This window comes from Ktedonobacterales bacterium, from assembly GCA_036557285.1.
In the GTDB taxonomy this organism is placed as follows: domain Bacteria; phylum Chloroflexota; class Ktedonobacteria; order Ktedonobacterales; family DATBGS01; genus DATBHW01.
The window spans coordinates 128,016-152,874 of record DATBHW010000003.1; the positions used below are offsets into that span (position 1 = coordinate 128,016).

Sequence of the window (24,859 nt, forward strand, 5' to 3'; positions counted from 1 at the left end):
GCACATGCAGCGGAAAACGCTGCGCATATGGGCAAAACTCCGCCAGTATTATATCGCTTGAGGCTGAGATTTGTAACGATTGGGCGATTTTTTGGCGCCGCTGGTACTGATGGGGCAGTAGCTCATCCATAAGACCAGAACCGTCCTGTCTAGAGGACAGAGAAAGCATGAGTAGTAGAGAGCGTGGGCAGCGCAAGGGCGCGCTGTTGATCGGGCAATCCGGCGGGGCTACCGCCGTTATTAACGCCAGCCTGGCGGGCGCGGTACAGGAAGCCACGCGCTCCGAGCAGGTGGGGGGCATGTATGGCGCGCTGCATGGCATCGAGGGCGTTCTGAAGCGCCAGATCATCGATCTGCGCCAGGAAAGCGACGAGACCTGGAGCCGCGCGCTGGCAACGCCATCCGCCGCGCTCGGCTCCTGCCGCTATAAGCTGAAGCCGGAAGACCCGGCCCGCGCGCTGGAGACGCTGCGCGCGCTGAACGTGCGCTACTTTCTCTACATCGGCGGCAATGACTCGGCGGATACCGCTCATCGCCTGGCACTGGCGGCCCGCGACGCGGAGTATGACCTGCGCGTGATCGGCATCCCCAAGACGATTGACAACGATCTGCCGATCACCGATCACTGCCCCGGCTACGGCAGCGCGGCGCGCTTTATCGCGCTGGCAACAATGGACTCGGCGCTGTGTACCGAGGCTATCCCGCATCACTATCCGGTCAAGGTGATCGAAGTCATGGGCCGCGACGCGGGCTGGCTGGCCGCCGCTTCGGCGCTGGGGAAGGAGCGGCCAGAAGACGCGCCGCACCTGATCTACACGCCCGAACGGCCCTTCAGCCGCGAACGCTTTCTGGCGGCGGTGCGCGAAGTGCATCAGGCTGTGGGCTACGTCGTTGTCGTTGTCGCGGAAACGATCCGCGACGAGCAGGGGCAGCCGCTGGGGGCCGCTGGCGCGCAGGGCGCGGATGCCTTCGCGCATCCGCTGCTCAGCGGCACAGCCCAGCATCTGGTGGAACTGGTCAGGCGCGAGCTGGGGCTGCGGGCGCGCTTCGAGAAGCCCGGCGACCTTCAGCGTATGTCCTCGGTGGCCGTCTCCGCTGTGGACCGCGAGGAAGCCTATCTGGTGGGGCAGATGGCGGTTCGCCGCGCGCTGGACGGCGCAAGCGATCAGATGGTTACGCTGGTGCGCCAGCCGGGACCACGCTACGCCTGCGAAACGGGCCTGGCCGATCTGGAGGCCATTGCCAACGCGCAGCGCCTCCTGCCCGATGACTTCCTCGACACCGCTGGCGCCAGCGTCACCCAGGCGTTCTACGACTACGCGCTGCCGCTCATCGGCGATCCGCTGCCGCGCCATGTGCGGCTGAAGAAGGCGCTGATAGGGGGTATAATCTAAGCGTCATTACGACGCCCGGCATTTCGTAGGAGTTGCCCCCATGCGTTCCCCTGAAACGGCAGCGGTATCCACACTCGCGCCCCCCTTGAAATGGGCTGGCGGCAAGCGATGGCTCGTGCCACACCTCAAGCCCATCTGGCGGCTGCACTCGCATCGGCGTTTGCTGGAGCCGATGTGCGGCGGCCTGGCGGTGACGCTTGGGCTGGCGCCAGCGCGCGCGCTGCTCAATGACATCAACCCGCATCCCATCAATTTTTACCGCTGGCTCAAAGAAGGGCTAAGTATTGACATCGAGATGCGCAACGATGAGCGACTCTATTACGCTTCCAGGGAACGATTCAACCAGTTGATCCGCGAAAATCAAGGAAGCTGCAAAGAAGCGGCGGCGCTCTTCTATTACCTGAACCGGACAGGATATAACGGCTTGTGCCGCTTTAACAGCCGGGGCGAGTTCAACGTGCCTTTTGGCAAATACCAGCATATCAACTACACCACGCAGTTTACCGCGTATTCCTGCGCGCTCGCTCCCTGGGAGTTTATGAGCGGTCCCTTCGAGGAGATTCCGCGCGAGCCGGAAGACTTCATTTACGCTGATCCGCCCTACGATGTTGAGTTCACGCAGTACAGCAAAGAAGGGTTTGGGTGGGACGATCAGGTACGGCTGGCAGAATGGCTGGCAAGGCATCCAGGGCCAGTGGTGCTCTCGAATCAGGCGACGGAGCGGATAGTGCGCTTATATGAATCGCTCGGCTTCACCCTGCGATTCTACCAGGCTCCGCGCATGATTAGCTGCACAGGAGACAGGACGCCAGCAAAAGAAGTGCTGGCTTTGAAGAACATCTGGTAGGCATGAGCAAAGAGAGCAAGACCAAAACCAACGCCATGCGCCTGCTGGACAGGCGGCGTATCCCCTACGAGGCGTTTTTCTATCCAGAGGGCATCCATTCGGCTGAGGAGGTCGCGCCGCTGCTGGGTGTTCCGGCCAGCCAGGTCTTCAAGACGCTGGTGGTGTTTGCTGATGGCGCGCGGCATTTGCTCGTCATCACGCCAGGGGACCGCGCGCTCGATATGCGTCTGGTGGCGCGGGCTGTCAACGCCAAATCGGCGCAGATGGCCCCACAGCGCGAGGCCGAGCGCCTGACGGGCCTGAAAGTGGGGGGCATCTCGCCGCTGGCGCTGACCGATAAGCCTTTTGAGGTCTATCTCGATGCCAGCGGCGCGGCCCTGGAGGAACTGTTTATCAACGGCGGCCAGCGCGGCGTCAATCTGCGGCTGCGCGTGGCCGATCTGCTCGCCATCACGGGCGCAAAGGTCATCGAGGCCACAGAAGCGCCCATCAAACGAGAGGGAGTATGAGGGGGTATAATGGGAATATGGGAAAGCGAGGTGACGTATGGCGCAGGTGAATATCCCTGATGACCTCTATCAGCGACTGAAAGAGCGGGCAGAAGAGCATCATCGGTCTGTGGAAGCCCAACTTCTGAAAACATTGTCAGCAGGGTTGGTCGTGGAAGAAGAGGAGCTTCCGGCTGATATTACCGACGCGCTCACCGCGTTGGAGACAGCCGATGATGAAGCGCTCTGGCGGGTCGCGCGAAGCCGTGTTCCGCTGGAGATGGCGGAAGCGGTCCAAAAGTTGCGGACGAAACAGAAGCGCGCCAGCCTCACCTCCGCCGAGCAGTTCAAGCTGGATGAACTGCTTCACCAGTACGATCTGATCATGCTGCTGCGCGCCAAAGCCGCTGTCCTGCTCAAACAGCATGGCTATGATGTTAATGTATTGCTCACAGAAGCATGAGCAAAGCCTACATCCCCAAAGCGCTCCGGCAGCGTGTGACAGAGCAAGCGCGCCGCCGCTGCGGTTATTGTCTCTCTCAGGAGCGGATTACCGGCCAGCCATTGGATGTCGATCACATCATCCCAGAAGCAGGCGGTGGCCCAACAGAAGAGGGAAATCTTTGGCTAATGTGTGGAAAATGCAACCAATACAAAGGTGATGCGACCATTGCAGCAGACCCACTGACAGGTGAGCGTATACCACTCTTCAATCCCCGTACCCAGGTCTGGAGCGATCACTTTGCCTGGTCGCCTGAAGGAGACCGCATTGTTGGGCTGACTGCCACAGGCAGAGCAACTGTTGCCCTGGTCAAGCTCAATCGGGTGGAGTTGGTGAATGCGCGCCAACTCTGGGCTTCGGTTGGCTGGCATCCCCCAAAAGATTGAAAGATCAGGCAGGAGTATACACTATGCCAGCAACTATCCTGAAACGGGCTATGATCGTTGTGCTGGACGGCGTGGGGGCGGGCGATGCGCCCGACGCCGCCGCCTATGGTGACGCCGGAACCAACTCGCTCGGCCACTGCGCCAGCGCCGTTGGCGGGCTGGAACTGCCCAACCTGGGCCGGATGGGCCTGGGAAATATTACGCCGATGGAGGGGACGCCGCCGCGCGCCGATGCCACGGGCGCGTGGGGCAGGATGGCCGAACGGTCTGCCGGAAAAGACAGCACCACCGGCCATTGGGAGATCAGCGGCGTCATTCTCAATCGCCCGCTGCCAACCTATCCCGATGGCTTCCCCCTCGATCTGGTGAGGCGTTTCGAGCAGGCGATTGGCCGCGAAGTGCTGGGCAACAAAGCCGCTTCCGGCACCGAAATCATCAAAGAACTGGGTGAGGAACACCTGCGCACCGGGCGACCCATCCTGTATACCTCCGCCGACAGCGTGTTCCAGGTGGCCGCGCATCAAGAGGTTATCCCCCTGGAAGAACTCTATGCCATTTGCGCCACGGCGCGCCGCATGCTGACCGGAGAACACGCCGTCGGGCGGGTGATCGCCCGGCCTTTCGAGGGGACGCCCGGCCATTTTGTACGCACCGCGCATCGCCGCGATTTCTCGTTGGAGCCGCTGGGTACGACGCTGCTCGATCTGCTGGCGGCGCGCGGCGATACCGTGATTGGCATCGGCAAAATCGAAGACCTGTTCGCCGGGCGCGGCCTCACCGAGCGCAATCACACAGAGACGAACAAAGACGGCATGGCCGCGTCACTGCGCTGTCTGGAGCGTGACTTCACCGGCCTGCTGTTCGTCAATCTGGTGGAATGCGATATGCTCTGGGGCCACCGACGCGATGCTCACGGTTACGCCCAGGCGCTGCGCGAGGTGGATGCCTGGATTCCCGACGCGCAGGCGCGCCTGCGCCCAGGCGACGCGCTCTTTATTACTGGCGATCATGGGGTGGACCCTACCGCGCATGGGACCGACCATACCCGCGAATGCGTGCCTCTGCTGGCCTGGGGGCCGACGCTGCGCGGCGGAGTGGACCTGGGGACGAGAGCCAGCTTCGCCGACCTGGGCCAGACCGTCGCCGCCGCTTTTGGCGTTGGCCCACTGGTTGCAGGAACCAGTTTTGCGAGAGAGCTTGGATTATCGAGCGCATTGTAACCGGTACTGCGCTAGCATAGAGAAGAAGGAGCCTGATATGGCGACGCCAACATCTATCAATGCTCACATCTTTGGAGCGTATGATGTTCGGGGCATTTATCCTGCTGAAATCAACGAGGAAGCGGCCTATTCTTTTGGCCGCGCGCTGGTCCTCTATCTGAAGCCCGCTCAGGTGGCTGTCGGGCGCGACATGCGCCTCTCTTCGCCCGCACTGGCCGAGGCGTTGATGCGCGGCATCACCGATCAGGGCGCTGACGCTATTGACCTGGGACTGACGACTACCGACGAGTTGTATTTCGCTGTCGGCAAGTTCAACTACCCGGCGGGTGTGATGATTACTGCCTCGCATAATCCCAAGCAATACAATGGCTTCAAAGTCTGCCGCGAGCAGGCTATCGCGCTCAGTTCGGCCAGCGGCCTGAACGACATCCGCGATCTGACCCTCAAGGGCAATTTTCCCAAACCCGAAGCGCCGGGGCGTGTCATCCGCCGCGAAGTCACCGAGGATTACATCGATCACGCGCTGAGCTTCATTGATGTCAATAAGATCAAACCGCTGACCATTGCCGCCGACGCGGGCAATGGCATGGCGGGGATGATCCTGCCGCGCGTCTTTAAGCGCCTGCCCTGTCGGCTCATTCCGCTCTATTTCGCGCTCGATGGCAATTTCCCCAACCATCCGGCCAGCCCGATTGAGCCGCAGAACATGGTCGATCTGCAAAAAGCGGTGCGCGATAACCACGCCGATCTTGGTGTGGCTTTCGATGGCGACGCTGACCGTATGTTCATCGTGGATGAGCATGGCGGGCTGATCGGCGGCGATATGGTCACGGCGCTGGTTTCCAAGAACCTGCTCAAGAAGCAGCGCGGCGCGACCATCCTCTATAACCTGATCTGCTCGCGCAGCACGCCCGAAACTATCGAGCGCGCGGGCGGCAAAGCTATTCGCACGCGCGTGGGCCATTCGTTTATTAAAGCGCAGATGCGCGATGAAAACGCGATCTTTGGCGGCGAACATTCCGGCCACTTCTACTTCCGCGACAACTGGTACGCCGATTCTGGCCTGATCGCCTTCCTGATCGTGTTGGAACTGATCTGCGAAGAAGGGCAGGCGGTTTCCGCGCTGCTCAAGCCGATTGACACGCGCTTCCGCAGCGGCGAGATCAACAGCGAGGTCAAAGACATCCCCGGCAAGCTGAAGCAGCTTGAGGCGCAGTATCAGGCGCAGGGCGCGCAGATCGATCATCTCGACGGTATCACTGTCCAATTCAAGGATTGGTGGTATAACGTGCGCCCCTCCAACACCGAGCCGCTGCTCCGCCTGAACCTGGAGGGCGATACCAGGGCGCTGATGGAAGCGAAGCGCGACGAGGTGTTGAAGCTGATACGCAGCTAGCCGCCACCAACCCCCACCCCGCGCCGCCAGGGACGGCGGCGGTACAGGCAAGAGGCCGCCCTACCGCCGCCCCTCAGCCCCCTTGCCGCCGAGACGGCGGCGGTACGCGCGGGCGCTACGATTTCTCCCCGGCAGGCTGGGGAAGCAGACCGAGCTGCGCCATCACGGCGAAGCGATCAGGAACGCCCCAGTGTTCTACAATCTTCCCGTTTGCAAAGCGGCAGACATCCATGACCGTAATGGTCATGGGTTTGCCGGTAGGCGGTCCCACGAAAGGGCCGCGATTGGTACCGCGCGCCGTCATGCGTATCCAGACTGTATCGGCGTCGGCGATGCTGTCTTCAATCGTCAGATGCAAATCGGGGAAAGCGGTTCGCAGGTACTGAATATCTTCTTTGAAGCCTGCCAATGTCGTCTTCAGCCCGAACTGGTGTTCCCGGTAATCGCTGGCGAAAAGCGAGTCCAGGGCCGCGTAATTGCCCTTGTTGAACCCCTCTTCAATGACGCGACGCAGCACGTCCTGGTTCTGTTCAGGCGCCCCGTTGTTTTCTGCTGGAGGCATGGGTGTGGTTCCTTTCTTGACGAGTTAGTGACCAGGCGCAGGGATTACCCCAAGCTGCTGCATCATGCCCACGTCATCGCGCACCTCCCGATGCTCCACAGCCTTGCCATCGGCCAGGCGCACGATATGGATTTGCTGCTGCGTGAAGCGCCTGCCAGTGGGCGGCATACCCATAAATGCGCCTTGATGCGTGCCGCTGAACGTGGTATGCGCCACCACCTTATCGCCTTCGGCGATCATTTCCTCAATCGTCATGTGGAGATCGGGGAAAGCCAGGGTGAGCATCTGAACGGCCTGCTTCAGGCCATCCGGGCCATCAGGAGTAATCCCCGGAGGGGCTTCATAGTTGATGCCATCCTGGGCCACTAACTCATCGGCGACTGTCAGGTTGCCCTTGTTGAACACTTCCTCGAAGAGACGGCGAACGATAGCCTTGTTCACTTCAGTGGACATGTTTTGCTCCTTTTGTCTGGCGCGGCTTACAACCAGCGCCGAACTGTTGCTTTATAGCTCAGATACTCCTCGCCAAACTTCCGCTCCAGATAACGCTCCTCGCGCTGAATCACCGTAAAGTGGACGACAACCAGGGCCAGCGGCAGCAAGACGATGGCCCAGAGGGAATCGAACAACAGCGCCAGCCCCACATACTGGATTGCCATTGCCAGATACATCGGGTTGCGGCTCAGGCGGTACGGCCCTCCGGTGAGCAGCGCCGTCGTTGGCCGGTACGGGTTCACGCTGGTTCTGGCGCGGCGCATGAACCCCAGGGCGGCAAATCCAAGCGCGAATGGTATCAGGAAGCAGGCAGCGCCAACAAGCAGCGTTACGATGCGCGGGAGGAAGCTGACCGGAAAGGCCAGGCTCAGCAGCACGCCCACCAGCAGCACTGCGACAAAAATGACCGGCGCTGGCGCTGCCCGTGAAGTCTCCTGCGCCTTCGCCGCTCCTGACATGCTTTGCGTTTCATTCATCATAGTTTTCTCCCCTGATTCTCCCCGGTAGTGGGAGCTGCCAGCCTGAAGCCGCGCCTTGCAGACGACCACCAGTGAAGCCTTCGAGACGGCGGCGCGCCAGGCAGCATTCGTATCACCGCCAACAGCGTAACCTGCTCAAGCCCAAAAGCCCAGGAAGAATACCCACAGCATCACTCACATTTTCGGACACAGTTCCATCACGCATGAGGTGTTAGCAGGCGAGGCGTGTTACTTGTAGCGCCGCCATCTTGGCGGCCAGTCGCTCGCCGCCTGGAAGGCGGCGCTACAAGTGGCTCCCTCCCGCTAGTTGGTGGAACTTGGGACACATCCGATCTATGCCAGGTTGATGAAACGTGTGCTATGATGGTCTTTGGCGGGCATCATGGGGGAGCAGCAGACGAGAAAGCGCCGCGCCAGGAGAACAACGCCGTGAATGCAGATGAGCCGTCTTTTGGAGCATCACTCAAGCAGTACCGCCTGGCGGCTGGACTGACCCAGGAAGCCCTGGCGGAACGCGCCGGGCTGAGTGCGCGGGCCATCAGTGACCTGGAGCGCGGCGTGAATCGCATCCCTCGCCAGGATACGCTGGACCTGCTGGCCCAGGCGCTGCGGCTGCCTCCACGCAAGCGCGCCCTGCTCGTTGCAGCAGCCCGCCCGATAGTTGATCCTGCTGCCGCGCTGGAGCCTCAGATTCATCCGCCGCATAATTTGCCGCTTCCGCTCACTCCGCTGATTGGGCGCGAATCAGATGCGCTGCGAGCGGCGATGCTTTTGGGGCGCAAAGAAGTGCGCCTGCTCACGCTTGTCGGACCCAGCGGAGTCGGCAAGACTCGGCTGGGGCTGCAAGTCGCTGAAGATCTGCTTGACCGCTTCGACGATGGCGTCTGGTTCGTGGGGCTGGCTGTCATTCGTGACCCGGCGCTGGTTGCGGCGGCCATCGCCCAGGCGTTGGGGCTGCGCGAAGCCGCCGGGCAAGCGCCGCGCGATCTGCTGAAAACCGCGCTGCGCGAACGGCAGAGCCTGCTCTTGCTGGATAACTTTGAGCAGGTTGCGGATGCCGCGCCGCTGGTCGCCGAACTGCTCAGCGCCTGCCCCCGGCTCACGATCCTTGTTACCAGTCGGGCTGCGCTGCACATCCGGGGAGAATACGAACTGCCCGTCGCGCCGCTGGAGCAGGAAGCAGCGATCACCCTCTTTCTGCAACGGGCGCAGGCGGTGCAGCCGGACCTGGACGTGACGTTGGAGACGATTCAGGCAGCAGGAGCCATCTGCCAGCGCCTGGACCGGCTGCCGCTGGCGCTTGAACTGGCGGCGGCCCGTGTGAAGGCGCTGCCGCCGCAGACGCTGCTGGAGCGGCTGAACAGCCGCCTTCCGCTCCTGACCGGCGGGGCATTCGACCTGCCGGAGCGCCAGCGCACGATGCGCGACGCCGTTGCCTGGAGCTATGAACTGCTCAGCCCCGGCGAACAGCGCCTGTTCAGGCGGCTGGCTGCCTTTGCCGGGGGTTGTGCGCTGGAAGCAGCGGAAGCCATCTGCGGCGAGGCAGATGAGGCTTCCACCGCTGTGTTGGAAGCCTTGACAGCCCTGGTGGATAAAAGCCTGCTGCGCGCCGAGAACGCCGAAGCAAAAGCGCCGCGCTTCAGCATGCTGGAGATCATTCGGGAATATGCCCTGGAGCGCCTGCGCGAGAGCGGCGAGGCCGAGACCCTGGGCAGGCGGCACGCTGAATATTATGCCCGTCTGGCAGAAGAGCTAGGGCACGTAGGGCCAGACCAGGACAGGCGGGACGCGCAGCTTATGCGGGAGTACACGAATGTGCGCGCCGCGCTGGAGTGGACACGCGAACAACGCGAAACCGGCCTGGGCCTGCGCCTGGCAAACGCCTGTGGACGCACATGGTACAGTCGCGGGATGCTCAGTGAAGTGCTTGGCTGGCACGAAGCACTGCTGGCGCTGGATGATGCTGCTGGCGCCCGCGCAGCTACCCCGCCGGTACGCATTGGCGCGCTCTTCGGGCTGGCGCAAGACCTGTTGGACCTGGGCCAGTATGATCGCGTTGAAATGCTTGCTAAAGAAGGGCTGGCGCTGGCTGAAAGCATCGGCGACGAGAGCGGCATGGGTAACGCGCTGAACCAGCTTGGGGTTGTGGCCGAGACGCGCGGCGATCTGCCCCTGGCAGCCAGGCTCCTTGAGCAAGGGCTGGAACGCTGCCGACAGGCAGGCGATCTCGGCGGCGAGGGGCGCATCCTGATTACGCTGGGGCATGTCTTCCGCGCCCGGGGCAATTATCCTCGCGCCACGCAGGTCTTCGAGGAGGCACTGGCGCAGACCCGCCGGATCGGCCTGACCTGGGGTACTGCCAACATCCTCACCAGTCTGGCGCTGCTGGCCCGCGATCAAAGCGACTACCCGCGCGCGCTGGCGTTGTATCGGGAAAGCCTCAGCCTGCATCGGACCTTTGGCAACAAGACCTACATTGCCTGGATATTCGAGGGCATGGCAGCGGCGGCCAGCGCGCTGGGCGAGCCTGAGCGCGCCGCGCGGCTTTGTGCGGCAGCCGCCCGATTACGCGAGGAGATGCGCTCGCCCAGGCCACCCGCCGAACAGCTACCCTATGACCAGACGGTCGCAGCCGCTCAGCAGACGTTGGGAAGTGAACGCTTCGAGCAGGTGTGGACAGCAGGTCAGGCGCTCTCGCTGGAGGAGGCGCTGTCTTACGCGCTGGCAGATGACGCCGGGCGGTGAAAGCAAGGGCTAACAAAACGCGATACGTTGACTTCAGCGCCTCTGGTGCTGTATCATGCTGATAGTGGCCCGTCAGAGCGCGGGCCGTTTGTGGGCGCTTTTCCTGCGGGCAGGCCGATTCAGCAGCATCCGCAGAAGCAGGAGGACGAACCGATGGGGCTGATCTCCCGATTCACAACGTATATTAAAACGGTCTTCAGTTCGGCGCTGGACAAGGCTGAAGACCCCGGCATGACCCTGGATTACTCCTACCAGAAGCAGTTAGAGCAACTCCAGAACCTGCGCCGCGCTATTGCGGATGTCGTCACCAACGAGAAGCGGTTGGAACTGCAACAGGCCCAGGTGACAACGCAGATGGCAAAATACGAGGACCAGGCGCGGCAGGCGCTGGGCGCTAACCGCGAAGACCTGGCGCGCATGGCCCTGGAGCGCCGCCAGAACCTTCAGACGCAGTTGACCGGCTTCCAGCAGCAGATCGAGCAGTTGAAGGCGCAGCAGGAGAAGTTTGTCCAGATCGAACAGCGTCTTTCCGCGCGCGTGGAATCGTTCCGCACGCAGAAGGAGATGGTCAAGGCGCAGTATGGCGCAGCCCAGGCGCAGGTCAAGATCAGCGAGGCAGCTACGGGCCTTTCGGAAGAGATGGCCGATGTCAACATGGCTGTCCAACGCGCCCAGGATAAGGTGCTGACGATGCAGGCGCGCGCCCAGGCGATGGACCAGTTGATCGAGCAAGGCACCCTTCAGGACACCGCGATGATTGGCCCTGGCGGCGGTGATTACATTGATCGTCAGTTGAACCAGATCAGCAGCCAGTCTCAGGTGGACGCTCAACTGGAGGCTATGAAACAGCAGGTACAGCTTGGCCCTGGCAACCAGGCACAGGGGCCAAAGCAGCTTCCCAGTGGGCAATAAGCGGCCAGGGAGAACACAGCATGATTGTACGGATTCTCGGTGAAGATCAATATCGGTTGGATGACGCTCACCTGTCGGCTATTACCAAACTGGATAACGATCTGGAGAAAGCCGCCGCTCAAGCAGATGAAGGCCAGTTTAGCGCATTACTGGATCAGTTGGTGAGCTTCATTCGAGAGCAAGGCAAAGTCGTCCCCTACGATGAATTGGCGCCATCGCAACTCCTCATCCCCCCGCCAGATATGAGCATGGCAGAAGCCAGAAAGTACTTTGAGGAGAACGAACTCTAAGCCGCTGCCCCGGCCAACAGGATCATGGCGCCAGTGGTTCGCACGCCCCGATGTGCGCGCGGCCCTGTTGACGACGCTGGGGCTGCGCGCCTCCTGTTCGCTCATCGCAGCCCTGGCCTGGATAGGCGGCCCGGAAGCGGGCCACCCATCGGGCGACGTATTCCGGTACCTCACCGCGCCCTGGCTGCATTGGGATACCTCCTGGTATCTTGGAATCGCCCAATACGGCTACACGGCCTATGGCGCCACTGCTTTCATGCCCCTCTATCCCCTGCTGGTACATCTCCTGGGTGTGGCGCTGGGCGGCCAATACCTGGCCGCCGCGCTGCTGATCTCGACAGGCGCCGCGTTTGGCGCATTGCTGTATCTCTATCGGCTGGCAGAAAAGCTCAGCCTGACACCCCACGCTGCCCCCTGGACGCTGCTGGCTGCCGCCCTCTTGCCCGTCTCGTTCTTTCTGATGGCCGGTTATACCGAGTCGCTGTTTCTGTGGGCCGCGCTGGGGGCGCTGCTGGCGTTTCTGGAAGGCCGCTGGCGGCGCATGGCGCTGTTCGCGGTGGTGGCGACTCTGACGCGCCACCAGGGACTCTTGCTCTCGCTGCTCGTTGTCCCGATGTTTGTCGGCGCTGTGCTGACCTGCGCGCGCCAGGGATGGGCCAGCGCCTGCTGGCGGGACGCGGCGGCTTCCCTCTGGAAGCCAGGGCTGGCCGCTCTTGCCGGACCCGGCGTCTATCTGGCCTGGCTGCTCGTTGTCGGCCTGGCGCTGCGCGCGCCGTTTCCCTGGGAACCGCTCGCTGCCGCGAATGGCTGGGATCTCCATTCTACCTGGCCGGGAACCGGCGTCATCGCCGATCTCGTGGCGCTGGCGCAGAATGCGATACCCATCCCGCTGGGACTCTCCGTTCCCCTGGACGCGGCGGCGGCTATCCTGGCGGGCATTACTATCGTGTTTGCGGTTCGCCGCCTGCCGCCAGGAATAGCTCTCTACATCATCGGCTGCTGGTGTCTGGCATTGGCGAAGGTGCAATCGGCGGGCCTGACCATCAGCGCGGCGCGCTATCTGCTGGCGGCGCTGCCCCTGGCTGTGCTGCCAGGAGAACTGCTTGCCAGGGGCCATCCGGCGCTGCGCATAGTCTGGCTGGCGCTGGGGAGCATGCTGGCGCTGTTTCTCACCTGGGAGTTTACTTCAGGCGGGTGGGTTAACTGAGCGAAGAAGCTGTGCCACACCCAGCCCCTCCTGCCGCCTGGAAGGCGGCGCTACAGGCCACACCAGACCCCACCCTCGCCGCCAGGGACGGCGGCGGTACACGCGGGTGGCCGCCTGGAAGGCGGCGCTACAAGTGGTGGGGTACGCAGCAGGCAGTGCTAGAACGGCAAGCCCCAGAGGGCATACCAGCGTTCCAGGTCTTTCTCGATGGGCATTTCTTTGTCCATCGCCGCGCTCAAACGCAGTTCTTCGGCATTGTCGCGGTGATGGCTGCTGCTGTCGGGGCGGGGGACAAAGGGGTAGAAGGTGCCGCGCTTATAGTTATATACCCAGTAGATGGGGCGGGCGCGCTCGTCATTAAAGCGAAAGACGGCTGCCAGCAATTGCTCGGAATAGCCCTCTTCCAGCAGACTCTGGCTGACCATATGCACCGCCGCGACCATGCCCTGGAAGTCCTGGCCTTCCATTAGAAACCACTTATAGCCCAGGTCGTCTTCCCAGGGGCGCGCCTGGACGCCGCCGCCCTGGCCTGCCACCTGCATTAACTGATTCAATTCGCCCTGCAACTGCTTGAAGGGCGAGGAGGCCAGCCCTTGAAAGCAGATGCCCGCGTGGCCCGCCGGAACCAGTTCCAAACTGGTACGCAGCGTCAATTCCGCTGTAGACATAGCAAAGAGCTTCTCTGGACTCATTTTCACCGGCTTTTGCCGCCCAAAGAGCGTCTCAAAGAACCCCATGCTTGCTGCCTCCTCGTGTTCAAGAGCCAATTATTAGCGGGGCGCTTCCATTTGCTTCTGGATGCGCTGCAACCGCTCGACGCGATGCTCCAGCGACGGGTGTGTCGAGAAGAGCTCCATCACGCTCTGGCCGCGCAGCGGCATGATCATCAGCGCGCTCACCCCCTGCGCCTGGCGCAGATCGCGGTCGGGGATGCGCCCGCTCTCAATCGTACCTTCGATGCGCATGAGCGCCGAGGCCAGATTCCCCGGCTCGCCGGTAATCAGCGCCGAGCCGCGATCCGCCGCGTATTCCCGATAGCGCGAGAGCGTGCGAATCAGCACGAAGCTGAGCGCGTAGACGACGATTGCCACCAGCCAGACCAGAACGAAGGCGTTGCCCCCGCCATCGCGGTCATCGCGCCGACCACCGCCATAGAACGCGCCCCACAGGAACGAGTTGACAATCAGCGAAGCGACCATCGAGAGGAACATCGCTATGGTCATCACCACCATATCGCGGTTGATGATATGGGTCAGTTCATGGGCCAGCACCGCCTCCAGTTCCTGGGTATTCAGGCGATCCAGCAGGCCCGTCGTCACAGCGATCACCGCGTGCTTCTTGCTGCGGCCCGTGGCAAAGGCATTAGGCAGGTTGGTATTGACAATCGCTACTTTCGGCTTGGGCAGATTGGCCTGGGCCGACAGGCGATCAATCAGCGCGTGAAGCTGCGGCGCTTCCTCTGGAGTGACCTCGCGCGCGTTCATCGAAAAAAGGGCTATCTTATCAGTGAAGAAGAGTTGGACACCCAGGATCACCGCCGCAATCACCAGCAGCAAGATGAAGTTGACGCCCAGATACCACAACACCACGATAAACGCGGTATAGAGCGCGCCCAGTAGCAGCATGGTGGTGAACATGCGCAGTGAAAGTTGAACATCCGGCTTATACCAGGTCGGTCGCTTTGCCATCGTTTTTGTATCTCCCATCCAGGTTGGCCCGCGCTGAGGCTTATAACCGCGCAGACGCGCCGTTGACCCACCTGGGAAACCACGCGAGTAACTCGCGCTGAGACGCTCTCACGTACCCACTTAAGTATACGCGCCAGCACGCTAAAAGGTGCATCTTTGGGGCATGTTCCCCAAAAAGACGCATCGTAAAGCATTGATCAAACGCCTCATGGTAATTGTACCACAGGCATCTTCTAACGAAATTGTGTATAATACTACTATTCTTAAGGTGGGCCAGCTTTTGCAAACAAGCCTGCCAGGAATACGTCTCACTCACTCTAGGGATGGAGTCTGAGCTATGAACAAGTCCCAGGAGGAGCCTGCTCCTCTGGTTGTGGCTGAACACGATACGCAGCCTGCTGCCCATCGTGAGGGGACCACTGCGACCCGGACCATCCTGATTATTGATGACGATCCCGACATCCTGGAGACGCTGACATGGGTGCTGGAGGAGGCAGGCTATCCAGTTGCCGCTGTTACCAGTGGACGTGAAGCCTTGCGGTGGATTCAGGCGGCAGAGGCTGTCGGCGAAGCGCCCGCATTGATCTTGCTCGATCTCGCCCTGCCGGGCATGAGTGGCGCGCAGGTCGTAGCTGCGCTGCGCCAGAAAAAGGGCGTAAAGGTCTCGCCGATCATTGTAATCAGCGCCGACCAATACGCGCACGTGCGCGGGAGCGAATTGGGGGCGGCGTGTACGCTCACGAAACCTTTCGAGGTCGAAAGGTTGCTGAAACTCGTCAAGCAGTTCGCAGCTTGAACCCGATACCTGTCATGCCTGCCTGCTGCATCCGACGAGTCGGTCTTGCCGGGCAGAGTCAGCGTTACGCGCAGTAGGGCAGATTGCTCACACGACGCAGCCGGTCTGGTATCCCTACGCGCCTGGAAAGTGCGAGGTTTGCGACTGCATGACTGTACGTACCACACCGCTGGAGCAGGAGGCTGTTCCAACCCGCTCGCTGCCCTTGTGGAGACGTTATCCGCTCTATGGGTATCTGGCAATCGCCCTGAATCTGACGGTCTGGTTCCTGGCCTGGACTCGCATTGACCCCTTTTACCGCTATAGCTTCTTTCCGCTCTGGTTCAGCTTCATCATCGTGCTCGACGCGCTGAACAAAGCGCGCACCGGCAGTTCGTTGATGACGCGCGCCCCGGCGAAGTTCGCGCAGATGTTTGCGCTTTCCGCGCTGTTCTGGTGGCTCTTCGAGGCCTTCAACATTCCTGTGCAGAACTGGCACTACATCTACGATCACACCTACAGCGCCGCCGAGCAGATTTTTGTCCAGACGCTCGATTTCACCACCGTTTTGCCGGTTGTGATGGAGATGGCCGAACTCTGGACCAGCTTCAAGGGGCTGCGCCCACGCCTGCCCGCCTATGCAACTGGCCCGCGCGCCTCCGCGCCCACCGCCGCGCGGCTGATGCTGCTGGGTGGCGCCTGCGTCATCCTGCCCTTTCTCTTCCCGCAGCAGGCGTTCATGCTCATCTGGCTTTCCGTTGTCCTGCTGCTGGACCCACTGAATAACTTGATGGGGCGCAAATCGGCTCTGGCGCACCTCAAAGTGCGCGACTGGCGCTTTTTTGTGGCGCTGCCGCTGGCCGCGCTGACCTGCGGCTTTTTTTGGGAGATGTGGAACTTCTTTTCGCTGCCCAAATGGTACTATACCGTTCCCTATGTCGGCTTTGCCAGGGTCTTCGAGATGCCCATCCTGGGCTATACCGGCTATCTGCCGTTTGCCCTGGAACTCTTTGCCCTCTATCAGTTCTTGCTGGCATTCCTGAACCAGAAGGACGACGCTCTGGCGTTCTAGAGCCTGCGCATGGCGTTTGCGCTTGAGGCCAAAGTAGTTGTATCCTGTAGAATACAGAACCCTGGTTCTGATACTGGCCCCTGGCTAAGAGCATTGCAGTGGGTCTGAGGGATGAGTTGGCAGAGAGATTGAGCCGCTAGAAAGTACGCGTTATGTCCGGCACAGAGCCGCAAAACCCGCAGCAGCAGGACCAGCCTGAGACAACAGGGCGTCTCTTCCCGGCGCACGTCAAAATCTCCATAGCCCCCAGGACGATCTGGCTGACGATTGGGGCAACTGTCGGCGTTATCCTCTTGCTGCTCTTTCTCAAGAGCATCATTTCGGTTCTCTTGCTCCTCTTTGCCGCCATCACCATTGCCGAGGCCATGCGTCCCGCAGTGCGCTGGATGAATCGCTACCATATCCCGCGCTGGATAGGGGTACTGATCATCTATCTGATCGGTCTGGGCATCCTGGCCGGACTGGGCTATCTGATTAGCCAGCCGTTGGTAGAGGAGATCAACCTCTTCTTGAAGAATCTGCCGCAGTACACGACGGATGTGGAAAACTTCGCCGAGCAGGCGCAGGGCGCGCTCAAAGACCTGCCCGGAGGCGACGCTATCCCCAACCAGATCGCTAATGTGCTCGGCAATATCACGCCCATCATCGTCAGCATCCCAACAACGATCATCGGCATCCTTTCCGATATTGTGATCACCCTCTTCATGGCCCTGTTCTGGACCGCGTACAGCGATGGCCTGCGCGAGTTCTTCCTCAGCCTCTTCCCTCCGCGTCTGCGCCGCGCGGGCGCGGAGGCGCTGGATGACATGAGCCTGCGCCTGGGGGGCTATGTACACGGTGTCCTGATCAATATGTTTGTGATCGGCATCCTGTGCGGTGTGGCCTGCTGGCTGCTTGGCTTGCGGTTTGCGCTGCTGCTGGGCGTCTTTGCCGGACTGACCGAGTTAATTCCGCTGGTCGGGCCATTCATCGGCGCGGCGCCCGCTATCATCCTGGGCTTCACCATCTCGCCCACCAGAGGCATCATCGTGGCGCTGGTCTATCTGCTCATTCAGCAGTTTGAGGGACATACGCTGGTCCCCCTGGTGATGAACCGCGTCGTGCAACTGCGCCCGCTGACCGTCGTGGTCGCCCTGGCGATTGGCACGCTCTTATTTGGCCTGGAAGGGACGCTGCTGGCGGTGCCATTCGCCGCCGTCGCCCAGGTCTTCATCGTGCGGGTGCTGGCCCCCTGGATTCGCAGCGCGACAGGCGGCGATCACCACGACACCACACTGGAGGAGGCCAGGGCCATTCCGCCCGGCCCGCCGGAGGACGAGGGGCAGCCGCAGGAAGCGCCGGAACCCGCCGAAAGCCGCAACGATACGGAAGTGGGTACTCGGCGGTGAGAGCAGAGTTATTATTGCCCATTGCCCTTCGCCTTTCCTCCTTAATCCAACTCGGCAATCTATCCCTGAATGAATAAGGATCAAGGTTGGGCCAGCAGAACGAAACCAACGCCAAGTACCCATAAAGTTAGAGAAACCCCCAATACGACAGCGCCAGCTATTACGGCGTCGAAGGCGTTTATCAATATAAGGCTTCCTACGAAAAGGACTGCGGAGAGTGTGAAGGTTGCTATCGCAGCTCTCTTCGCCCATTTTTTCTGCGCTGCTTCTTCTGGTTTCTTTGCTGGTGACGCCTTCTCTGTCATTTTACTCGCCGCTCAGGTGCTGCATGGCATTGAGATAGACCTGATAGGCGCGCTCGCTGAAGCACATGAAGATCACCTGCTCCGGCAAAGCGTGTCCGTCAAGGAAGCGTCTGGTTTCGGAGACGGCAATAGCGGTGGCGCGCTCCAGAGGAAAGCCGAAGATACCCGTACTGATCGCTGGAAACGCAAGTGTGTGGATGTCGTGCTGCTCAGCCAGCGCCAGGCTCTTTTGATAGCAGCTTGCCAGCAGCGCGTCTTCCTGATGCTCGCCGTCTTGCCAGATAGGGCCGACGGTGTGAATCACCCAGCGCGCCGGAAGCCGGAAACCAGGCGTGATCTTCGCGTCGCCCGTTGGGCAGCCACTCAACGCCAGGCATGTCTGCTCCAGTTCTGGCCCCGCAGCGTCATGAATCGCCCCACAGACGCCTCCACCGGCCCGCAAAGCACTATTGGCCGCGTTGACGATGGCATCCACCTGCTGTCGGGTAATGTCGCCCTGCGCAGCGATCATTCTTGCTTCCATCACGCGCCTCTCTTCAGGGCCTCATCCCTCCTGTGCGCCTGACGCCAGCTAGGGCGTCGGGGTATCCGTTGGTGTCGGGCTAGGCGTCGGGCTAGGTGTTGGGCTGGGCGTCGGGCTGGGCGTTGGACTTGGCGTTGGACTTGGCGTTGGACTCGGCGCCGACGGATTCGCTGGCCTTGGCGTGGGTGTCTTGGTTGGCGTTGGCGTCGGCGTCGGTGACTTTGTTGGCGTTGGCGTCGGAGTAACCCAGGGGACTGTGGTCTGCGTGAACGTCGGCTTGCCGCCATGCAATCCGTTATCAAAGGTAAAGAAGATCAGCCGCGCATCGCCTTTCGCCTCGTCCACCAGCAAAACGCTGTCGGCGCAGAATTGATTGACCGTCACCGTCGTACCCGATGTTGGCGAAGTGGGCGCGCCGTCGTTATGGGGGTCTGGCGTCGGTGTGGCGGTAGGTGTGGCAGTAGGCGTGGACGTTGCGGTATGAGTAGGTGTCGCGGTATCCTGGGCGCCTGGCTGGTTGTCGCAGGGCGCGCCAAACTGGCCGACAAAGACCGTCCAGGTCGAGCGGAAGCCAGTATAGCGCGCCTGGTGTCCGACCTCTAGATTGGCGTCAAAGCCCACAAAGGAAAGCATCCCCGCGCCGCGACTATACATCAGCAACTCAACCGAGGCGCTGCTGGGGCCGCCAAAATGGCCGGTATAAAACTCCCATCCTTTGCCCCAGTTGGAATAGCTCACCTGGCGGCGCAGCGTGAGATCGGGATTAAAGGCCATCACCTGCGCCTTGCCAGCCTTGCGGTCAAAGAGGAAGAGGCTGTTGCGCAGCGTGCCATCGTAATCGCCCGGATACACCTCCCAGGCGCCAGAAACCTTGTCCTGCTGAGAGGTTGCGCTGATGTTGAGGTGGTTATCGAACGCTACCATGAGCATCACACCCACCTTGCGATCATAGAAGAGCAGGTCATCGCGCCCGGCGTGACTAAACTGGCCGACATGTACCTCAAAGGTATTATGCCAGCGATCAAAAGTCACCTGATGGTTCACCGTGAAATCATCGTTATAATTCACCAGCGCCAGGGTGGCGGTGCGATGGTGGTGCTGCCAATCAGTGGAATTGGGGTCATAGGGCGGGTTGGTATTGGACCCGCCGGAGCCAGGCGGCGGGTTCGTGTTGGTGTCGCCGCCCTGGCTGCCATTCGCGCCGGTATCCACTCCAGCCGGAACCGCAGGCTCGCCGGGTGCGGGGGTCCACTGGCCGTGATCTTTCGCTAAATCACGATCATAGAACAGCAGTTGGTCCGCATGACCATCGAACGAGCCAACATAAATCTCCCAGGTTGACTTCCAGCCTGTTTGCCAGACATCACTGGCAACGCTCAGATCGCTGAAGAGCGTGATGAAGCGGGCGATACCATGCTTGCGATCATAGAGCAGCAGATCGGCAGTTCCACTGGAATCGGCGTCAAAGTTGCCGACATACACTTCCCAGGAACTGCCCCAGTGTCCGTTGCGGGTGGTTGTGTCTTCCAGCGGAACGTCAGTCACCGTCGAGAAATCATCGCTCAGTTGCAGGAAATCGAAAGCGCCCTGGCTGCGGTTATAGCGCAGCACTTCGCTGCGCCCGTCGCCCGCAAAATCGGCGACATAATTGCTGATTACATCTGCGCCAGCAGCAGCAGGCGTGCCGGAGCCAGAGCCACCAGGAGCGCCACCTGTGCCGGGGAAATAAATGAAGCGCATCTCCCCATTCTGAAAGCGGGGCTGCTGGATGATGGAGACGCGATAATTCTTGCCATAATGAACCAGCGTTGGGTCGCCGTAATTCTCATAGGTCACATTGAAGGTATCGAGATCGCTGAATACCTGCGTCACAAACGCGACGTGACCAGCATTATCCCAGGCCCAGACGCCATCGCCGCGCGGGAAGACGACCAACGCGTTGACACGCGGAACGGTACCCATCTGCAAACCATACTCTTCAGCGCGATCCGCCCAATAGATAGCGTCACCCCAGGCCGGCAGATTAAAGCCCAGGTTATGCCACTGCTCCCACGCCCACCAGGTACAGTTGCCGCCGCGCAAAGGCTGTGGGCCAGGGCAGACCGGATAGGGGTTGCCATCCGGGCTATGGTAGACCTTCGCGCAGCCAGCGGCAGCCGGATTCTTCGGCGCGGTCATTGGCGCTTGATTGGCCTGGAGGGCATCGAAAGCGGAGACGGTTTGCGGAACCGTCGTCCCGCTGGGGGGGAGCGCGTGGCCGCTGGCGTCAGTCGGCGGCGCAGGCAACCCGCCATCCTGGGCCGCCAGGGGGGCGAACTCCCTGGCATACACTGTTGAGATGCTGCCCGACGCGCTGAGCAGATTCATCAACAGCACAGCAGCCGCGCCGACGACCACCAGCGTCGCGCGCCGTCGGCGCTGTTCCCGCAGCAAAAGCTGCTGGCGCAGCGTCCGGCGAACACGCATGCGGGCCAGAACGTCATCGAGGGGGGCGTCGTCAACAGCGTCACCCGCCAGCGTGACGTTCGCTGGCGTCTTCAGAACACTATACCAGGAGAGCAGCCATACACGAAAAGCAGGACGCGGAAAGCGCATATCATTTCCCCTGCTCACTACACCCCGGAGCTTCTTACCCCGGATTGCTTCAACGAGCTAATAACCTTTTATCGTCTGAATTATACATGGAGCAGCGTCTGTTACAGCATACACCAGAAACCGGCTGTAGGATTACGAAATCGGGACTATTGTACCTGATTGGCGCCAACCAGACAACCGCGTTTGGTATCAATCAGGTTACAAACTCGTTATGAATGGCCCTATCCGGGGAAGGTTTGCGCGCATTCGGGCAGGCTGTTCAGCCAGAGAAACAAAGGGTATAATCTTTCTCACCTACCGAGGTTTTGTCACTACGTTCAGTCAAGAAAGGAGCCGCGCGCTCGCCTGCCGCCTTTAGCCAGCAGCGCGCCCGGAAACACCGATGGATACACCAGGTAATACGCAGATGGTTTCAACGCCAGCCGCTCCTCATCACCAGGGACTTCACTGGACCGGGGGACTTCACCTGCCTGAGAGCCTGCATCACCTGCGCTTCCCCAGCTTCAAGCACGAACACCAACCGATCAGGAACGTCAACGAACTGGCTGCTGAGCAGTTGACCGTTGGGCAGAAGGTGGCCGATGCTGTCGCTGCGAACATGGGGAGCTGGCGTTTTATCATTACCCAGAGCTGCATCCTGATAGCCTGGATCGTGTTGAACACTATTGCCTGGAAATTTCGCTGGGATTATTACCCTTTTGTGCTCCTGAACCTGATGCTCTCCTTTGAGGCCGCCTTCGCTGCCCCTTTCATTATGATCTCTCAGAACCGCCAGGCCGAAAAAGACCGGCTGACGGCGCAAAACGACTATCTCACCGATGTCAAAGGTGAGCAGGAAATCACCCACATCCTGGAGCACCTGGACCATCAGGACAGCCTGATTATCAAAATCATCGAGCGGCTTGAAGCCCAGCACGAAGAGATGCTGCGCCGCCTCAACACGCTCGACCCTGCGGTGGCACGCCAGGTGATGAACGAAGCGCAGGGGGTGAGCAAAAAGCATGCCAGCAGACCGAAGGAAGAAGAAGCCGGGCAATAGCCGCCTGAGCGACGCCTGGCGCATCACCGCTGCGCGCGGGCTGCGCTCCTTCGCCTATGGGCTGCTTTCGGTTCTGCTGGGCATCGCCCTCAGCGCAGCGGGCCTCTCACCTGCCGCCATTGGCGCGATTATCACCGTCTCGCTGATCGGCGATTTCCTGGGGACGTATCTGATCGGTATCGTCGCTGATCGCTGGGGGCGGCGACGCACGCTCGTTGGACTGGCGCTGCTCATGGCGGCAACGGGAGTAACCTTCGGGCTGACGGACTTCTATCCCTTGCTGCTGCTGGCGGCGCTCTTTGGCACACTGGGAACCACCGCCTCCGAGACCGCGCCATTTTTACCCATCGAGCAGGCGATGCTCGCACAGATTGGCTCACCAGAGCGGCGCACCAGCCTCTTTGCGCGCTACAACCTGGCCGCCTCGTTTGCCGGGGCGCTGGGCGCATTGGCAGCGGGCCTGCCAGACCTGCTGGCGCGGGCAGGGCTGCCCGCCAGCATGGGCATCCGGCTGATGTTTGGTGTGTACGCGGCGCTGGCGCTGCTGGTTGGGGTGCTGGCGCTGGGCCTCTCATCTGCTGTAGAAGCGCCCTCTGACAGCGCGAGAGAGACAGCCAGGCGCTGGCGGCTGGTCCCGGCGCTAGGACGGCTCGCGGGGCATCGTCCTCAAGCTCTCGGCGCTCTTCAGCCTGGATGCGCTGGCGGGCGGCCTGATCGTGCAGAGCCTGATGGCGCTCTTTTTCCACCTGCGTTTTGGCGTGCCGCTTGCCCCGCTGGCCGCGCTCTTCTTCGGAGCCAATACGTTCAGCGCGCTTTCGTTTCTGGCCGTTCCGGCGATTGCCCGACGCATCGGGCTGCTCAACACGATGGTCTTCACCCATCTGCCTTCCAACGTCTTACTGGCGCTGGTCCCCTTCATGCCCACCTTCCCACTGGCCGCCGGGGTCTTGCTGCTGCGTCAGTTGCTTTCGCAGATGGATGTACCCACCCGTCAAGCCTACACAATGGCCCTCGTCGCGCCAGAAGAGCGTACCGCCTCGGCCAGCGTCACTTCGCTGGCGCGCAGCGCGGGCGCAAGCGCCAGCCCGGTCTTCTCCGGCCTGCTCTTGCAAGGGCCAGCCCTCGTGCTTGGCCTGCCCTTTATCATCGCGGGCGGCCTCAAGGCTATGCAAGACCTGGCCCTCTGGGGCGTCTTCCACCGCGTTCGCATCGAAGAGAAGCCCATCGCAAACCAGACGCAGGGTTCACGCTGAAGCTAAGCCACCAGCGACGCCAGCAGCTTCGGGAACTTTTTGGGAACAAGCAGCGTCAAGGTGGGTAATCGCTAGCGAATCTGAGACGAAAGAAGTAAAACGAAACAGGAGAACCCACCATGCTGACACTCTTGAAGAAAGTAGCCGCAGGCGCCCTGGTCGCGCTGGGCCTCCTTGCAGCCCAGACCTTGCCAGCCCTGGCCTGTGGCGGGCTGATCGCGCCCGATGGTGACGTGCGGCTGGCCCGCGCTGCTACCCTCATTGCCTGGCACGATGGCATCGAACACTACATGACCAGCTTTGCCTACGAAGGCGATACCTCCAGCCTGGGCTGGATTGTCCCCCTGCCCGCTGAGCCAATAAGTCCTATTGTGGCGGGCGGCGCCTGGACCTTACAGCGGCTGGCGCGCGAGGTGAATCCCCCGCCAGAGACTTTTGGCGCGGTCACTGCTTCAGCAGCGCCCGATAAAGCCGATGTGCTGCAACAGGTGCAGATCGAGGCGCTGAACGTGACCGTGATTCGCGGCAGCGGCCAGGCCGTGCTGGAATGGGCCAAACAGAATGGTTTCTTTATCAATGACGAAACGCGCGCCCATCTGCTCGATTACGCCCTGGGCAGCCCCATCTTTATGGCGGCAAAATACGATACATCCATTGCCCAGGCTCGCCATCAGATTTCTGGCGACGGCGTACCCATTCTGATTACGATGAAGACCGCGCATCCCTGGGTGCCGCTGGAAGTGCTGGCCCTGGGCAACTCCGATGTGCATGCCGATCTCTATTTCCTGACCGATCAGCCGCTCAGCACCACTGATATGAACGCTGTGGTCGGGCAATCCTCTGTGGGCAGCCAGGTTCCTGGCGCGCCCGGCATGAAGGTGGTCTTTCAGGAACAGTTGAACCCCTCGCTCTACCGCGATCTTTCTACGGACCGCAATATGAGTTGGGTCCGGCCCGATAGCTGGCTGACCTATCTCAGCCTGGACGCTTCCAACAATACCGTCACCTATGATATGGGCGTCAGCCCCAGGGGCGTGATCCGGCTGGCCCCCTATGGCACAGCGCCAATGGCCGTCGTTGACAACGCCGAAAAGAACGCGCCGCCGTCCTGGCTGCCCAGCCTGCCGCTGGGGACGCCCGAAGCGGTGCTGATGGTGCTGATCGCGCTGGCGATGATCGCCGGACTTGTCTGGCTCTTCAGGGGTAAGAAACCGGCGAAACCTGTTGCGCGGGTCGGCGAGTAAGGCCGCCCCCTCTCTCCCCGACAGTTTTTTTGCAGGGCAACGTTTACGGGGCGC

24 protein-coding genes are annotated in these 24,859 nt (G+C 61.2%); 17 read left to right on the plus strand and 7 right to left on the minus strand.

Annotated elements, in window-relative coordinates:
• Positions 1-167 precede the first annotated feature (167 nt).
• The 7 genes from VH599_00955 to VH599_00985 are packed head-to-tail and all read left to right on the plus strand — an operon-like array spanning position 168 to position 6,233.
• Positions 168-1,394: a 6-phosphofructokinase gene (locus VH599_00955; GenBank protein ID HEY7346855.1), complete on the plus strand. Its 1,227-nt coding sequence runs from the start codon at positions 168-170 to the stop codon at positions 1,392-1,394.
• Positions 1,395-1,434: 40 nt separating this feature from the next.
• The gene (locus VH599_00960; protein ID HEY7346856.1) at positions 1,435-2,241 is read left to right on the plus strand and encodes a Dam family site-specific DNA-(adenine-N6)-methyltransferase; all 807 of its coding nucleotides are present in this window, start codon (positions 1,435-1,437) and stop codon (positions 2,239-2,241) included.
• Between the two features lie 2 nt (positions 2,242-2,243).
• Complete coding sequence (locus VH599_00965; GenBank protein HEY7346857.1) at positions 2,244-2,750, plus strand: aminoacyl-tRNA deacylase; 507 nt, start codon at positions 2,244-2,246, stop codon at positions 2,748-2,750.
• Between the two features lie 37 nt (positions 2,751-2,787).
• Positions 2,788-3,192 (plus strand): Arc family DNA-binding protein, encoded by a 405-nt coding sequence (locus VH599_00970; GenBank protein HEY7346858.1) that lies wholly within the window; start codon positions 2,788-2,790, stop codon positions 3,190-3,192.
• A complete protein-coding gene (locus tag VH599_00975) occupies positions 3,189-3,617 on the plus strand; it encodes an HNH endonuclease signature motif containing protein (GenBank protein HEY7346859.1) in 429 nt (142 codons plus the stop codon). Before VH599_00970 ends, VH599_00975 begins: the two co-directional genes overlap by 4 nt.
• A gap of 23 nt (positions 3,618-3,640) precedes the next feature.
• A complete protein-coding gene (locus tag VH599_00980; GenBank protein ID HEY7346860.1) occupies positions 3,641-4,837 on the plus strand; it encodes a phosphopentomutase in 1,197 nt (398 codons plus the stop codon).
• 37 nt (positions 4,838-4,874) lie between these two features.
• The gene (locus VH599_00985; protein HEY7346861.1) at positions 4,875-6,233 is read left to right on the plus strand and encodes a phosphomannomutase/phosphoglucomutase; all 1,359 of its coding nucleotides are present in this window, start codon (positions 4,875-4,877) and stop codon (positions 6,231-6,233) included.
• 115 nt (positions 6,234-6,348) lie between these two features.
• Here VH599_00985 and VH599_00990 read toward each other — a convergent pair whose 3' ends face one another.
• Genes VH599_00990 through VH599_01000 form a run of 3 tightly spaced genes read right to left on the minus strand, consistent with a single transcriptional unit; the run spans position 6,349 to position 7,769 of the window.
• Complete coding sequence (locus VH599_00990) at positions 6,349-6,795, minus strand: ester cyclase (protein HEY7346862.1); 447 nt, start codon at positions 6,793-6,795, stop codon at positions 6,349-6,351.
• A gap of 24 nt (positions 6,796-6,819) precedes the next feature.
• Positions 6,820-7,248 carry an ester cyclase gene (locus VH599_00995; protein HEY7346863.1) on the minus strand — a complete coding sequence of 143 codons (429 nt, stop codon included), beginning with the start codon at positions 7,246-7,248 and terminating at the stop codon, positions 6,820-6,822.
• Between the two features lie 26 nt (positions 7,249-7,274).
• On the minus strand, positions 7,275-7,769 hold the full coding sequence (locus VH599_01000) for an isoprenylcysteine carboxylmethyltransferase family protein (protein HEY7346864.1): 495 nt from the start codon (positions 7,767-7,769) through the stop codon (positions 7,275-7,277).
• Positions 7,770-8,129: 360 nt separating this feature from the next.
• Between VH599_01000 and VH599_01005 the strand changes: the two genes are divergently transcribed.
• From VH599_01005 to VH599_01020, 4 genes are read left to right on the plus strand one after another with little or no spacing between them, the layout of a single operon-like run.
• Complete coding sequence (locus VH599_01005) at positions 8,130-10,514, plus strand: tetratricopeptide repeat protein (protein ID HEY7346865.1); 2,385 nt, start codon at positions 8,130-8,132, stop codon at positions 10,512-10,514.
• 27 nt (positions 10,515-10,541) lie between these two features.
• Complete coding sequence (locus VH599_01010) at positions 10,542-11,426, plus strand: PspA/IM30 family protein (GenBank protein HEY7346866.1); 885 nt, start codon at positions 10,542-10,544, stop codon at positions 11,424-11,426.
• A 20-nt stretch (positions 11,427-11,446) separates the two neighbouring features.
• A complete protein-coding gene (locus VH599_01015) occupies positions 11,447-11,716 on the plus strand; it encodes a hypothetical protein (protein HEY7346867.1) in 270 nt (89 codons plus the stop codon).
• Positions 11,697-12,923, plus strand: a complete 1,227-nt coding sequence (locus tag VH599_01020; GenBank protein HEY7346868.1) for a mannosyltransferase family protein — start codon at positions 11,697-11,699, stop codon at positions 12,921-12,923. The genes VH599_01015 and VH599_01020 overlap by 20 nt, the downstream gene beginning before the upstream one ends.
• A gap of 158 nt (positions 12,924-13,081) precedes the next feature.
• Here the strand turns inward: VH599_01020 and VH599_01025 are convergent, their stop codons facing one another.
• Together VH599_01025 and htpX are read right to left on the minus strand one after the other, a co-directional pair.
• Positions 13,082-13,660 carry a hypothetical protein gene (locus VH599_01025; GenBank protein HEY7346869.1) on the minus strand — a complete coding sequence of 193 codons (579 nt, stop codon included), beginning with the start codon at positions 13,658-13,660 and terminating at the stop codon, positions 13,082-13,084.
• 33 nt (positions 13,661-13,693) lie between these two features.
• On the minus strand, positions 13,694-14,611 hold the full coding sequence (gene htpX, locus VH599_01030) for a zinc metalloprotease HtpX (protein HEY7346870.1): 918 nt from the start codon (positions 14,609-14,611) through the stop codon (positions 13,694-13,696).
• 337 nt (positions 14,612-14,948) lie between these two features.
• Between htpX and VH599_01035 the strand changes: the two genes are divergently transcribed.
• From VH599_01035 to VH599_01045, 3 genes are all read left to right on the plus strand, one after another.
• The gene (locus tag VH599_01035; protein ID HEY7346871.1) at positions 14,949-15,407 is read left to right on the plus strand and encodes a response regulator; all 459 of its coding nucleotides are present in this window, start codon (positions 14,949-14,951) and stop codon (positions 15,405-15,407) included.
• Positions 15,408-15,555: 148 nt separating this feature from the next.
• A complete protein-coding gene (locus VH599_01040) occupies positions 15,556-16,458 on the plus strand; it encodes a hypothetical protein (GenBank protein ID HEY7346872.1) in 903 nt (300 codons plus the stop codon).
• A gap of 152 nt (positions 16,459-16,610) precedes the next feature.
• On the plus strand, positions 16,611-17,846 hold the full coding sequence (locus VH599_01045; GenBank protein ID HEY7346873.1) for an AI-2E family transporter: 1,236 nt from the start codon (positions 16,611-16,613) through the stop codon (positions 17,844-17,846).
• 306 nt (positions 17,847-18,152) lie between these two features.
• Here the strand turns inward: VH599_01045 and VH599_01050 are convergent, their stop codons facing one another.
• Positions 18,153-18,674, minus strand: a complete 522-nt coding sequence (locus VH599_01050; GenBank protein ID HEY7346874.1) for an O-acetyl-ADP-ribose deacetylase — start codon at positions 18,672-18,674, stop codon at positions 18,153-18,155.
• Positions 18,675-18,722: 48 nt separating this feature from the next.
• Positions 18,723-21,269, minus strand: a complete 2,547-nt coding sequence (locus tag VH599_01055) for a CHAP domain-containing protein (GenBank protein HEY7346875.1) — start codon at positions 21,267-21,269, stop codon at positions 18,723-18,725.
• Between the two features lie 382 nt (positions 21,270-21,651).
• Here VH599_01055 and VH599_01060 point away from each other — a divergent pair, with 382 nt between their 5' ends.
• From VH599_01060 to VH599_01070, 3 genes are read left to right on the plus strand one after another with little or no spacing between them, the layout of a single operon-like run.
• Positions 21,652-22,308, plus strand: coding sequence for a DUF1003 domain-containing protein (locus VH599_01060; GenBank protein ID HEY7346876.1), 657 nt, complete (start codon positions 21,652-21,654; stop codon positions 22,306-22,308).
• Complete coding sequence (locus VH599_01065; GenBank protein HEY7346877.1) at positions 22,271-23,629, plus strand: MFS transporter; 1,359 nt, start codon at positions 22,271-22,273, stop codon at positions 23,627-23,629. The genes VH599_01060 and VH599_01065 overlap by 38 nt, the downstream gene beginning before the upstream one ends.
• A gap of 51 nt (positions 23,630-23,680) precedes the next feature.
• On the plus strand, positions 23,681-24,805 hold the full coding sequence (locus VH599_01070) for a DUF2330 domain-containing protein (GenBank protein HEY7346878.1): 1,125 nt from the start codon (positions 23,681-23,683) through the stop codon (positions 24,803-24,805).
• Positions 24,806-24,859: the final 54 nt, after the last annotated feature.